The sequence below is a fragment of the Psychrobacter sp. M9-54-1 genome (genome assembly GCF_016613355.1).
GTDB lineage: Bacteria > Pseudomonadota > Gammaproteobacteria > Pseudomonadales > Moraxellaceae > Psychrobacter > Psychrobacter faecalis.
Genome location: NZ_JADGFW010000022.1, coordinates 1 through 14,269 on the forward strand (window position 1 = coordinate 1; position 14,269 = coordinate 14,269).

The following is a 14,269-nucleotide window of genomic DNA, read 5'->3' on the forward strand; positions in this document are numbered from 1 at the left end:
TTTTGAGCGCTTATCCCGAATTGGGGTTAAGCACGTATATGCAATAAAAAAAGACCTTGCCACATTATATGACAAGGTCTTTTTTTATCTAACTCTATTAACCTGCTAAAAACTAGCCTTTAAGCTTTTTGATAGAGGCAACATTACAGCCTTTATAAAGGATTTCACGGCTAGCGTTTTGGATATTAGCCGATGATTTATGATAGTTATTCAAACGCAGCGCACCCGTCATAGTACTAAAGTTGTCTTCATCACCAAACACGGTATCGACATCGTCAGAACGACCTAAGTTAATTGGTAAAAATCTTTTTTTGCCATTTAGATTGGCTTCTGCAAAGGTCGGTAAATACTCTTTGTTAAAACCGTAAGTCACGCTGATTTTCTTATCGCTTTGGCAAGTATAGTTGACTTGTCTAATTTTAACAGCGGTATCATAACTCTCGCTTGGCTCCATCACTTGGTCCGAGTAAGCCATGGCAGAACCAGAACCCAACATCGCCATCATAATACCCGCTGATGATAGAGCGGCAGTTAACTTTTTCATAAATTACCTCAATGATATAAATAGAATAGTCATAGATAAGAAAAATATGGACGTTAGCGGCGAACTATTTTTAGTTAGTCTAATCGTTCGCTCTTATTATCTTTGTCGTGATTTAAAATTTTTTTTAAAACTTTCATTCACGAGCCCTTATCTATACACATATTCTAATTAAAATTTTTGTTTGCGCTGTTATAACTATTAGTATGCTTGTTGTCTGAGCGTAAGACATTGTTGCGCGCGATGTATGCGCCTTAATTCATAGGCAAAAAAAAGACCCTGCTCATTCCTCTATAAAGGATGGCAAGGTCTTTTCAAATAACTGACTTCTCAGTGGAACAAATATCACACTGCTACAAGGAAGATGAGCGCAAATTGCACCTGTCGTACATTAAGCGAGTCTGACACCGTAGCAGGTCGTTATTCGGTCAACGACTTAAGAAGGATGCACCATATCAGCAGGGGTTACCCACTCATCAAACTGCGCTTCAGTTAATAGTTCTAGCTCAACGGCAACTTGCTTCAAAGTTTTGTTTTCTTTATAAGCAGTCTTGGCGATTTTTGCTGCGTTTTCATAACCGACATGACGGTTCAAAGCAGTCACTAGCATTAATGAATTATGCAAGAAGTCATCGATTTTGTCTTTGACTGGCTCAATACCAACCGCACAATTTTCATTAAAGCTATTGCACGCATCACCCAATAGCTTGATAGATTGCAACAAGTTAAAGGCAATCACTGGCTTATAAACGTTAAGCTCAAAGTTACCTGACGCACCTGCCATGCTGATGGTGACGTCGTTACCCATCACTTGCGCGACGACCATGGTCATTGCTTCTGACTGGGTTGGGTTTACTTTACCCGGCATGATAGATGAGCCTGGCTCATTTTCAGGAATCGTCAACTCGCCTAGACCACAGCGAGGACCTGATGCTAACCAACGGACGTCGTTAGCGATTTTATTTAAGCTGCCAGCTAGCGTTTTGAGTGCGCCAGAAGCAAATACTTCAGCATCACGAGCGGCTAGCGCTTCAAATTTATTTGGTGAAGTGACAAACGGTAAGCCTGTTAATTCAGCCAATTGCTCAGCCGCTTTTACCGCATAATCAGGATGGGCGTTTAGACCTGTACCAACCGCTGTGCCGCCTAGTGGCAATTCATATAGACCTTGTAGCGCGTTATCGATACGAGTTAATGAATGGTCAAGCTGGCTGACATAACCGCTAAATTCTTGACCTAGGGTCAAAGGCGTCGCGTCTTGCAAATGGGTACGACCAATTTTAACGATACTATCGAATTCTTTGGCTTTAGCATCTAACGTATCGCGCAATGCTTTTACCGCTGGGATAAGCAGGCTATTGATCTGACGAGCAGCAGCAACACGAATCGCGGTTGGGAAGCTGTCGTTGGTAGACTGTGCATGGTTAACATGGTCATTCGGGTGAATCGGCGTATAGCTGCCGCGCTCATTGCCAGCGATTTCGTTAGCACGGTTGGCCAATACTTCGTTCATGTTCATGTTTGACTGGGTACCAGAACCTGTCTGCCATACCACCAATGGGAACTGATCCGTTAGACCGCCGTTGATGACTTCGTCAGCAGCTTGCACGATTAAATCGCGCTTATCGCCTTCGATACGCTCAAGGCTCGCATTGGTAATCGCAGCGGCTTTTTTCACTAATGCCATTGCTTCAATCATCGGGCGTGGCAAGGTCTCGCCACCGATTTTAAAGTTCTCACGGCTACGCTGAGTTTGCGCACCCCAATAAGCGTCAGCTGGGACTTCCACGTTGCCCATGGTATCTTTTTCGGTACGAGTTGCCTGATTCTGTGTCGACATAACTACCCTCTTTGATGGTTTGTTGTATAGCTGCTTTGAAAAAAGTGCAACACACGCTGCACATAAAGGAAAATACGATGTAAAGTGGCGTTATGATAGCATGACTTATCACAAATTTCTCCAAGTCCGTGAGGCTAACTGATGTCTAAAAACACCGGCCAACAACATTCTGCTACTGCATTATCTGATTCGCTTTCTAAGTTATCGGCTGATGACGCTCACTCAAAAAACGATGTCAAAACCGCTGATAGCTTGGCTAATCCACCCAGACGACAATTTACCCGCCAGCGTCGGCAATTAACGGCTGGCGAGCGTAGACGATATGCGCACATGGCAAGTTTACATTTAATCAAGTTGCAACAGCGCTTACCTCCGCATGCGCGTATTGGCTTATATTATGATGGCTTTGGTGAGCTGCCCACTCAGCCACTGTTGGACTGGATTATACGTTCGAATTATCAGCCGTATCTGCCAGTGGTTGGTTCGCTAGGTCGTACTAGAAATGGTAATGATGATAAACGTCTGCGCTTTGTGCCTATTTATCAGTCGAAACTGCTGAATATACCGACGCGCATTCACAGCTTAGGTATGAATCAAAACCATCATCGCAGGTTATTATGGGCACGAGAGTTAGACGTCATTATCTGTCCATTAGTGGCGGTTGATAATAGCGGCAATCGTATGGGCATGGGTGGCGGTTTTTATGATACAACGCTTGGTAAAAGCCATCAGGCAGGGTTAAAAAAACCATTGAAAATTGGTTGGTGCTATGATTTTCAAGTGGTTGAGCAATTAGAACGTCAACCATGGGATGTACCATTGGATGGCATAATTACGCCAAGTGGCTTGAGGTGGTTTAAACGAAATCAGATTACAAGCCGCCATGACAAAGCATCTAGCGCTGATAGTGTTGATACGTACTTACGAGCATCGGGAGATGATGACGCTAGAGAGAAGCTCTACTACAGTCAAGAACAATCCTTCAACTCCGACGAATTAGCAAAGGTGGTTAATGAGAAACGCTTAAATGAGTTGCTGGCGCAAAGTGATGAGTTTTTGGCTAGTTTAACTGGTGAGATTGGGGATTTTGAAGATGACAATAAAGACCCATAAAGGATTTGCAAAGTCAACAATGAGCTACTTTCGCTCAAAACCACTAAGGGTAGTTTTTACTATCTTGTGGATCATTTTCGTCGGTCTTATTATCACGTTAGGTTTTAGCACAGATCCCTATTTACTTCACGTTCAGAATATTCCTCCTCCGCACCCCTATCCTATAGAATTAGTCGTTATATTAATAATGGCGATGCTGTTTCACTTAAGCCTACTGGTAACTATGGATGTATATATGGATAGTCGCTGGAAGTTCTTCGCTATGCTGTTGACTAGCATTTTATTTTTATTTGGTTTCGGTATGATGGCGATGCATGCACCGCCGTCATTAGGTGGAATGATTTTTTGGACATTCCTGTCATCTTTACTATTTTTATTGCTTTGCTTTCGGCAGGTCTGTTTATTTTTTTTAAGGCGATTTTTTCGTAGAGAATCAGTTTAATAACAAGGTAATTGATATTTTAAAGCTGGGTTAAAAATCTAGCCTACACCAAACTCTACTTAACTTTGATAGCTTTACAACACCATCGCCGCAATCCAGCCAAATACCAATAACGGAATATTGTAATGGATAAAGGTCGGTACCACACTGTCTTTGATATGGTCGTGCTGACCATCAACGTTTAGACCAGAGGTTGGTCCAAGCGTCGAGTCTGACGCAGGCGAACCGGCATCGCCAAGCGCGCCAGCTGTACCGATAATCGCCACGGTTGCTAAAGGTGAGAACCCTAAAGAGATACATAGTGGTACATAAATCGCCGCCAAAATAGGAATAGTTGAAAAAGACGAACCAATACCCATGGTCACAATCAAGCCAATGAGTAGCATAATAAACGCAGCCATCGCTTTATTACCTGCAAACAACGATGCCGCACCATCAACCAACGGCTGAATCTGTTCGGTCGCTTTCATCACTTCGGCAAAACCTTGGGCGGTAATCATAATAAAGCCAATCATCGCCATCAATTTGATACCGTCATTAAAAACGGTATCAGCATCACGCCATTTGACCACGCCGGTTGCCATAAAGACGCCAAAACCAAACATTGAGCCGAGTAATAATGAATCGGTATAGAGCTGTACGACAAAGGCTGTGACGATAGCAATTAGCGCGACGATGGTTTTCATTTTACTTTGCGTTTGGGCATCGGCAGCTGTTTTGCTTAACGCGTCTTTTTCTACTACCGCATCGCGAGCCTCTTTATCAATGGCTAATTGGGCATACTGGCGCGGCTTACGATAGCTGATAAATACCGCCACTAGCAAACCAACGAGCATACCAAGTGCCGGAATCGCCATAGCTTTGGTGACCGAAATATTCGATACATCAATACCGGCTTCACCGACGTTTTTAAGCATGATTTGATTAAGATAAATATCGCCAAAGCCATAAGGGATAAACATATAAGTGGTCACCAGACCAAAAGTAATCAGACAGGCAATTAGGCGTCTATCGATTTGCATGCGATTAAAGGCAAGCAATAAAGGCGGTACAAGCAGAGGAATAAAGGCGATATGAATCGGGATTAAGTTTTGGCTAAAGCAGCTCATGGTGACGAGCCCTGCAAACAGCATGTATTTAATCATGCCGCCTGCACCTATACCTGCCCCGCCAGCATCAATGCGTTTAATCACCGCCCCTGCCAAAGACTGCGGTAAGCCCGAATGCGCAATCGCTACCGCGAAAGCGCCCAATAAGGCATAAGACAACGCGATTTGCGCGCCATTACGGATACCTTCTTGAAAGGCATTCAAGGTATCGGTCATACCAAGACCCGCAATCAGCCCACCTGCCAGCGCGCCGATTAATAAACTGAGTACCACGTGTACCCGCGCCAAAGACAGGCCTAGCATGATGACTACCGCTAGTAGCACCGCATTGATGGTCATATTCTCGCCCCTTACCCTATGTTTTTTGGTCCGCTATTGACTATTGGCACGCTATTATCACATTGCCGACCTATTTATTTCGCCCTAGCGTTTTAACTCACACGTTAACCCATATAGTTGCTATTTGAACGGAGCGGTTAAGACGCGCGTCATTTTACCTGATTTTAGCTATAAATCCCACGCGCAAAACTGAGCAGACAGGAGCGACCCTGCAAATAAAGACGCAATATTGTCATGATTGTCATGACGGCTCGTCATATAGCCTTGCAATTTCATTTAGCAACACCATTTATCTAAACATGAACCACTAACTTGACTTTACAAGTCTGGTGAACGAGGAAGAATATATGAGTGAACATAAAATTGCCCAAGACAATATCGACATCGATGTCGACGTTTCATCTAACGTTGCTGATGATAAGGCGCTAAATACTTCATCTGACGATACCTTAGAAAACGTCTCGGCGTCTGAAACTATTCAAGACAGCGCTGAAGACATCGAAGCTGAAAACGTTAAGGCAAAAGATGGCGAAGAGAGTTATCTGCCGCTACTAGCATTGCGTGATGTGGTTGTTTATCCGCATATGCAAATTGCCTTATTTGTCGGCCGTGCGCCGTCGGTAAAAGCCGTGGAATTGGCACAAGCTGAGTATGGCAATAAAGTATTGGTCGTGGCGCAAAAAGACTCGCTAACCGAAGATATTGATCAAGATAACTTGTATCAGTACGGAACGGTGTGCCGCATCGTCAGCACTATGCCGCATGATAGCGATGAAAATTGCATCAAAGTATTGATCGAAGGTCAATACCGTGCGCGCGTTGATAATATTGAAAATCACGACGAGCTATTGATGGCAAGCTTTACGCGTGCTGATCTCGATATCAGCATGAGTGAGAGCCAACAAAAAAACACCATTCAAGCCTTAACGACGTTATTTGAAGGCTATGCCGATGCTCGTCTGCGTAATGCTCGTGAGCTAACTCGCGTGGCGAAACGCATCGATGATTTGCTTGAGCTGGTATATTTTATCTCAACCCGCGTGTCGATGGATTTGGATATTAAGCAGTCATTCTTAGAAGAAGACGATATCAAAACCCACATCAATACCTTGACCGAATATCTCGTTAAACAAAGCGCTGAGCAAAATATCGAGCAAGATATCCAAGATGCCGTTCGTCAGCAAATGGAAGACAATCAGCGCGAATACTTCTTAAACGAGAAGATGAAAGCCATCAAAAACGAGCTGTCAGATATGAATGACGGCGCGTTCGATGAAGATGATGTGGCTGAGCTTGAGCAGCGTTTAGAAGATGCTGACTTGCCAGAAGATGTGCGCAAAAAAGCCGAGCAAGAGCTGAAAAAACTTAAAATGATGCCGCCTGCATCGAGTGAATCATCAGTGGTGCGCAACTATATTGAATGGATTTTGGATACGCCGTGGAATGCGACGACCAAAGTGTCTATCAATTTAGATAAAGCGAAAACTGTCTTAGACGAAGACCATTATGGCTTGCAAGATGTGAAAGACCGCATCTTAGAATACCTTGCCGTACAATCGCGGGTGAAAAAACTGCGCGGTCCGATTCTTTGTTTAGTCGGTCCTCCGGGTGTCGGTAAGACCTCATTGGGTGAGTCAATTGCGCGCGCAACGGGTCGTAAGTTTGTACGTATGGCACTTGGTGGCGTCCGCGATGAAGCGGAAATCCGTGGTCATCGCCGTACTTATATCGGTGCGATGCCAGGTAAAATCGTTCAATCACTGGCGAAAGTCGAAGTTAAAAACCCGCTATTCTTATTAGACGAAATCGATAAAATGGCGCAAGACTTCCGCGGCGATCCAGCGTCAGCATTGCTTGAAGTATTAGACCCTTCACAGAACGATACCTTTAACGACCATTATTTAGATATGGACTTAGATTTATCGCAAGTGATGTTTATCTGTACCGCTAACAGCATGGATATTCCACCTGCCCTGCTTGACCGTATGGAAGTCATTCGTCTGCCGGGTTATACGGAAGAAGAAAAGGTCAATATCGCGCAGAAATACCTTGTACCAAAAGCGATTAAAAATAATGGCCTGAAAGAAGGTGAAATTGAAATCGTTGAAGCGGCATTGCACAGCATCGTGCGTAGCTATACGCGTGAAGCAGGTGTGCGTAACCTTGAGCGTGAAGTCAATAAAATCTGCCGTAAAGTGGTTCGCGGTTCGGTTGAAACCCATGGTGCACGTGCTCCGAAAAAAGCCGAACGTGAGCTGGTAGTAGTCGATGACAAAAACATCGATGACTATTTAGGTGTGCATCAGTACGACTACGGTCTAGCAGAAGAAGAGCCTGAGATTGGTCGCGTGACTGGGCTTGCTTGGACACAAGTCGGTGGCGAGCTATTAACCATCGAAGCGGTGGCGATGAAAGGTAAAGGCGAGCTGAGCTTTACAGGGTCACTCGGCGATGTAATGAAAGAGTCGATTCGTGCTGCCATGAGCGTAGTACGTGCCCGCGGTGACAGCTTAGGGATTGATTACGAGACCTTTAAAACTACTGACGTCCACGTGCATATGCCAGAAGGCGCGACCCCGAAAGACGGTCCATCGGCTGGTGGTGCGCTCACGACAGCGCTGGTCTCTGCCTTGACGGGCATTGCCATTCGTCCAGATATTGCGATGACAGGCGAGATTACCTTGCGCGGTAAAATCCTACGTATCGGTGGTCTCAAAGAGAAGCTGCTAGCTGCGCATCGCGGTGGCATCAAGCACGTCTTGATTCCAGCGACCAACGAGCGTGACTTGGCCGATATCCCTGATAATGTCAAAGAAGGATTGACCATCCAGCCAGTAGCGACGATTGATGAGATATTAAAAGTAGCATTGGTCAGTATGCCAGTGCCGCTGAAACCTGCCAAAGTGACGGTTGATAAAACCTCAGGCAAAGCGCTGCATAACTAATCTGATTAGTTACTAATCCAGTCTTACAAATTAAAGAGCCGCTCATCGTCATGATGGGCGGCTCTTTTTTGGCAATAATAAAAAACAATCTAGTTAAGACCTTGTGCTATATTTTAGACAAATGTTTATTTGGTAATAATTATGATTTTAAAACACTTGATTTTAAATCGTTTCGCTCTATGTGCATGTTCAGCTGTCTGGTTTTCAGTAAGTCTAATGGGTTGTCAGCCTAACGTTGTTCCGAGCATTATGACAACACTTCCTGTTCCCGACAAGATGACGTCTGCGCCAACACAGCAAACGCCAGCTATTAAAGGGCAGGCTCCAGAACCTACTAAAGCCACAACTCTGCAATGGGCAAGCCATTATCAGTGGCAATTGGCACACGTCAAAGATCAGAAAGGAAACCTTGTTAATATCGACACGGCTAATCCCATTACTTTAGCAGTCGCGCCCAGCTCATTAAGCTTATTTCAAGGCTGCCAGCATTTTTCAATCGACTTTGGGTGGATGGATGCGCCACCTTTTGAGTATGGTAGCGATCTTAGACAAAAACCCTCTGACTGTAAAAACACCCCTAGCAATAAAATGAATCAAGGCGATATAGAAGCGCTATTTCCTAAAAACGGCCTATTAAAATTAGGGATTACGCTGTCAGCAGTAGCAGAAAATAAGCTCGACAACATTCAAATGGCACCGAAAAATTTGATGATTAAAATCGAGAATGGCAATACATTAATATTCACAGGTAAGCCTCTAGCCTTTAGAAAACCAACGGGATTACCAATTGATAATGCATTACTAGAGCGTTACGATTGGCAGCTAAAGAGCGCCGTTCGTAATACTTTTGATGTTAATAGAAAGATTATATCTCGACAATCTATTGGTGATTTTTATCATCCAGAGTTTCCAGTATCGTTGATATTTAGAGGATATGATGATAGTCAATATGCGTCATTTAACTCAAACTGTAATGGCGTCGGTGGTCCATATATTTTGATGAGAGATTATACCTTGCTAGTTGGCTCAGGAATGCAAACCGTCATGGGCTGCGGCATCACTGGCAATAGAATTGAAAATGAGCTTTCTAAGCTGGTTAGTAACAGTAAAAGCACCCTGAGCTTAAGCCTACAGCCGTCTATTTCATCAGAATCTCAGTCAAAAAACCAAACCGATTTTCCGCGCTATAACCTATTGCAAACTTTTGATTCAGGCGAAACACTCATTTGGAAAAACGAAGTAAAGAAAATACCTTAGCCTCTATTCATTTTCATATTTTTTAAAAAGGATTTTACAATGCTCCTGCCAACTATAAAGCGCTCATTAACTATTATCAGCTTGTCTGTAGCAGTGGGATTAATGGGTTGCCAGTCGGCGCCATTGAATAGTACCCAGCAGACCACTATCGTCAACACACCTATTACTAAAGATAAATCTAACTTTACTGACCAGATAGTAATTAAAGAATCACAAGTAATGCAATGGGTAGCTCATTATGATTGGCAGTTGGCACAAGTGATTAATCAAAACGGTAACATAGTCGACATCGAAAATTTTGCACCGATTACCTTAGCAATAGAACCCAGTGCAGTCAGATTTTATCAAGGCTGTGAACAGTATATGATAGATTTTCAGTCGATGTCCGCGCCGCCTTATCCCTATTATTCTCATCTTGCTAAAGTACCCACAACTTGTCATGACGACAATAATACTGATACTGCAATTAAAGAGGATAATAGTATTCAATCGTTATTTGTTAAGTACGCACCTGTTAGGCTTAATTTTGAGTTATTGCCAACTTCGCATTTAACATCAGAATCAGCGCCAGTCGTCACACAAGCTGCCACTAAACGCTTGGCACTTAATATCGAAAACGGTAATCGCTTAATATTCTCAGGCACAGCCAAAGCGATACCTACTGCCACTGGATTGCCCATCACTAACGAGCTTTTGGAGAAATATCATTGGACGCTGGTGAGTGCCGTCAGTAATGCTTATGATAAAAAAGGGGAGTTAAATAGAAAACCTTTGGGCAATTTTTATCACCCTGATTACCCTATTTCAGCGAGCTTTGAGAGTTGGCCTAACAATCAATACGCATCCTTTAGCTCAGGCTGTAACGGCTCGCGCGCGCCCTATTTTTTACTCAATGATAATACTTTCAAAGTCGGCACCATCATCAGCACTGTAATGGGCTGCGGTGAGACAGGCAATAGAATCGAGTCCGCTTTGTTTGATTTGATGCGTGATAGCAGCAGTCAGCTAATGCTAAGTTTGCAGCCTTCACAACCGCTATCGCCAACAGCAGACAATCAAACTGATATGCCTCGTTATAATTTATTGCAAACGATGGCAACAGGCGAAACCCTCATTTGGCAAAACGAAGTAAAGAAAACGCTGTAAACCTTTTTCAAACGCATACGTTATTTACATTTATTAACTGATTGTTGCGCATTTGATGAATAGTTATATTTAAACCTTAGCTATACTGATTGCGACATTGAGCAATGTTTGAGTATTTTGATAAATAACAGAAATTTATCACAACAAATAAATATAAATGGAGATAATAATGAATAAGACGATGCTTGCAAGTGCGCTATTATGTGGTTCAGCTCTAGCGATGACAGGTTGCCAAACCGTCAAAGGTCAAATGCAAACGGGCAATCCACTTAACCAACCTGCGTTGAAATCTACCATCAATGCAGTCGCTGGTAATAAAAACGAAGTGGGTCAAGTATTTTTACGCCCAGTCGATGGCGGTGTCCAAGTTTACGGTAAGCTAATGAATTTGCAGCCCGGCAAGACTGTGGCATTGCACATTCATGAAACCGGTAGCTGTGCCGATATGGGTAAAGCGGCTGGTGGTCACTTTAATCCAGACAAAAAACCGCACTCTCATCCTGATGATATGAATGGTCATCCAGGAGATTTGCCGAACTTAACCGCCGATGCGAATGGCGTTGCTACTATCAACTATGTGAATAAGAAAATCTCTGCCGCTGATGCAGGTAAATACAGTGTTAACCGTCTAGCCTTTATCGTCCATAGCGGTGCTGATGATTATAAGAGCCAGCCTGCTGGTAACGCAGGCGATCGCGTTGCTTGCGGTATCATCGAAAAGAACTGATAGCCCAAAAGTTAATAGCAAAAAACCTCTTAGATTATCTAAGAGGTTTTTTATGGTTTAAAGATAAGGTGATTAAAGAGGTTTACTCTTCTACCCACTCGCCATTACGCCAGTACACGCCCCAACGGGTGGCTTTGCCGTTTTTCTCAGAGCCAATATACTGCTCTTTTTTCTTCCGTGACCAACGTAGAATGGTTGGATTGCCATCTGGGTCTTCGTCTGGACCTGCAAACAGATACTGGAACTTATCTTCCATCTTATCTTTGATTTCGCGTAGCTCAGCCAGCTTTGGTGGACGGGTCTCGCGTACTTTTGGGAACTTAGACGCCGCTAAGAACATTCCAGCCGCTCCTTCACGCAAGATAAAGTAATCATCATGTTTGGTCGATTTTAGCTCCGGCATATGGATTGGCTCCATACGTGGCGGTGCCGCTTCACCGGTTTTAAGCACCTTACGGGTATTGTCACATTTCTGACAAGCAAAGTATGGCCCAAAACGTCCGGTTTTTAGTTCCATCTGTCCATCGCATTTATCACAGTCGATGGTTGGCGCATCTGAACCCGGTACTTCAAACTTACCTTCTTCTAGGATATAGCCGTCGCAATCAGGATTATTACCACAGATGTGCAGCTTTAGACCACCATCGACGATATAGCCATTCATCGCCGTTCCGCATTTCGGACAGCGTTTTTTCTCCATCAAATCTTTAACTTCGGCTGCTTCATCATCGCTGTCGCCATCATCAAGATTGGCAAACGCTTCGACTGGCATCAAGTTCTTGGTACCTTTGCAGCGCTCTTTTGGCGGTAAATTATAGCCAGTACAGCCTAAGAATACACCCGTTGAGCCGGTACGTAGTTGCATCGGACGATCGCAAATATCGCAATGGACGTCTGGCACATCGGTTGGATCATTCGGACGCATACCATCTTTTTCTTTGGCACGATCTAGAGTCTTTTTAAAGTCGCCATAAAAGTTATCGAGGACATCTTTCCAGTCGGTATCGCCTTCAGCAACATGGTCAAGCTTGTCTTCTAGCGCAGCGGTAAAGGTATAATCCATCAAATCTGGGAAACTTGCCGTCAATCTGTCGGTGACAATATCGCCCATTTTTTCAGCAAATAAACGTTTATTTTCAAGCTTCACATAACCGCGATCTTGAATGGTTGAGATGATAGACGCATAAGTCGAAGGTCGACCGATGCCTTTTTTCTCAAGCTCTTTGACAAGGCTTGCCTCTGTGTAACGCGGTGGCGGCTTGGTAAAGTGTTGACTCGGATCGAGCTTATCGAGCGTTAACTTATCACCTTGTTTGACATCAGGTAATAAAGTATCGTCAGTCTTCGCTGGTGGCATGACTTTAGTAAAGCCATCAAACACTAGGGTGCGACCGCGTGCTTTTAGCTCGACATCGCCGGCAGCGACAAATAGATTCACGGATAAGTATTTCGCAGGCGTCATCTGACAAGCGACAAACTGACGCCAAATCAGCTCATATAGACGAATGGCATCACGCTCAACGCCTTTTAACTGCGTCGATTTCATATTGACGTTAGACGGACGAATCGCCTCATGCGCCTCTTGTGCGCCTTGCTTATTGCCATAGAAGTTTGGCTTTTCTGGCACGTATTTGTTGCCATAACTGTCTTCGATATAGCCACGTACGGCGGCTAATGCATCACCAGACAAGAAAGTCGAATCGGTACGCATATAAGTAATATGACCAGCTTCGTATAAACGCTGCGCCAAAATCATGGTTTTCTTAACTGAAAAGCCCAAGCGCGTACTGGCAGCTTGCTGCAATGTCGAGGTGATAAACGGCGCACTCGGACGCGACTGCGTTGGCTTCTCTTCGCGCTCTTTCACGATAAAGTCGTTTGAATTAAGAACTTCTAGGACTTTATCGGTCTGCTCTTTATTAACAAGCTTTAGCGTTTTGCCGTCTTGCTTGGTTGCCTCTAGACGAATCGCAATGTGCTCAGCGTCTGCCGCTTTCTTGGCTTTACTATCAGCAACATGAGTATCGGCGTGAATCTGCCAGTATTCTTCTGGAATAAAGGCGCGAATCTCATGCTCACGCTCGACGACCAAACGCATGGCGACCGACTGCACGCGACCAGCTGACAGACCGCGAGCGACTTTTTGCCAAAGTAGCGGCGATACCATAAAACCAACGACGCGGTCTAAAAAGCGCCGCGCTTGCTGCGCGTTCACGCGGTCAATATCGAGCTTTGAGGGCTGTTTAAAGGCATTTTGAATGGCGGATTTAGTAATCTCATTAAAGACCACGCGCTCATATTTACTGTCTGCGCCGCCGATGACTTCTTTGAGATGCCAAGCAATCGCTTCCCCTTCTCTATCCATATCCGTTGCTAGATAGATTTTGTCAGCGTCTTTGGCGAGGGCTTTTAGCTCTTTGATAACCTTGGTCTTATTAGGCAATACCTCATAGACAGCCGCCCAGTCATGTTCTGGGTCGACGCCCATGCGCCGTACCAATGCCTGCTGGGTTTTTTCTTCTTTGCTTAGGCTGTCATCTTTTTTACTCGCGGCTGGCTTCTTCGCGCTTTTGCTCGCGCCCACTGGCAAATCACGGACATGACCGATACTTGAGCGGACGATAAAGTCGTCGCCTAAGTATTTATTAATGGTTTTTGCCTTGGCGGGTGATTCTACAATCACCAAAGACTTGCCTTTGGGTTGGTCTTTTGCCGTGGCTGGGCTTTTTTTGGTTGCGGTTTTTGCCATAAGTGACGACACCATAATAAGTAAATTAAAATAAGGATAAACTCGGCAGCTGGCAATTTAT

Annotated in this window: 9 protein-coding genes; 5 read left to right on the plus strand and 4 right to left on the minus strand. The window is 44.3% G+C overall.

Features of this window, described 5'->3' with window-relative positions; genetic code table 11:
• Nucleotides 1-112 precede the first annotated feature (112 nt).
• Both IQ457_RS09105 and fumC read right to left on the minus strand, forming a co-directional pair.
• Nucleotides 113-544, minus strand: a complete 432-nt coding sequence (locus IQ457_RS09105) for an ACP-like domain-containing protein (RefSeq protein WP_068407161.1) — start codon at nucleotides 542-544, stop codon at nucleotides 113-115.
• 433 nt (nucleotides 545-977) lie between these two features.
• Nucleotides 978-2,381, minus strand: coding sequence for a class II fumarate hydratase (fumC, locus tag IQ457_RS09110; RefSeq protein WP_068407164.1), 1,404 nt, complete (start codon nucleotides 2,379-2,381; stop codon nucleotides 978-980).
• A gap of 141 nt (nucleotides 2,382-2,522) precedes the next feature.
• Between fumC and IQ457_RS09115 the strand changes: the two genes are divergently transcribed.
• Nucleotides 2,523-3,494 carry a 5-formyltetrahydrofolate cyclo-ligase gene (locus IQ457_RS09115; RefSeq protein WP_193032201.1) on the plus strand — a complete coding sequence of 324 codons (972 nt, stop codon included), beginning with the start codon at nucleotides 2,523-2,525 and terminating at the stop codon, nucleotides 3,492-3,494.
• 516 nt (nucleotides 3,495-4,010) lie between these two features.
• Here the strand turns inward: IQ457_RS09115 and IQ457_RS09120 are convergent.
• Nucleotides 4,011-5,384, minus strand: a complete 1,374-nt coding sequence (locus IQ457_RS09120; protein WP_068407169.1) for a Na+/H+ antiporter family protein — start codon at nucleotides 5,382-5,384, stop codon at nucleotides 4,011-4,013.
• A 347-nt stretch (nucleotides 5,385-5,731) separates the two neighbouring features.
• On the opposite strand from IQ457_RS09120, the gene lon reads away from it, so the two are divergent.
• From lon to IQ457_RS09140, 4 genes are all read left to right on the plus strand, one after another.
• On the plus strand, nucleotides 5,732-8,329 hold the full coding sequence (gene lon, locus IQ457_RS09125; RefSeq protein ID WP_156508525.1) for an endopeptidase La: 2,598 nt from the start codon (nucleotides 5,732-5,734) through the stop codon (nucleotides 8,327-8,329).
• A gap of 249 nt (nucleotides 8,330-8,578) precedes the next feature.
• Nucleotides 8,579-9,586 (plus strand): hypothetical protein, encoded by a 1,008-nt coding sequence (locus IQ457_RS09130; protein WP_144297010.1) that lies wholly within the window; start codon nucleotides 8,579-8,581, stop codon nucleotides 9,584-9,586.
• Nucleotides 9,587-9,625: 39 nt separating this feature from the next.
• Nucleotides 9,626-10,732, plus strand: a complete 1,107-nt coding sequence (locus IQ457_RS09135; protein WP_200662916.1) for an META domain-containing protein — start codon at nucleotides 9,626-9,628, stop codon at nucleotides 10,730-10,732.
• A gap of 169 nt (nucleotides 10,733-10,901) precedes the next feature.
• Nucleotides 10,902-11,459, plus strand: coding sequence for a superoxide dismutase family protein (locus IQ457_RS09140; protein WP_144297007.1), 558 nt, complete (start codon nucleotides 10,902-10,904; stop codon nucleotides 11,457-11,459).
• An 82-nt stretch (nucleotides 11,460-11,541) separates the two neighbouring features.
• Here IQ457_RS09140 and topA read toward each other — a convergent pair whose 3' ends face one another.
• Complete coding sequence (gene topA, locus IQ457_RS09145) at nucleotides 11,542-14,208, minus strand: type I DNA topoisomerase (RefSeq protein ID WP_200662917.1); 2,667 nt, start codon at nucleotides 14,206-14,208, stop codon at nucleotides 11,542-11,544.
• Nucleotides 14,209-14,269: the final 61 nt, after the last annotated feature.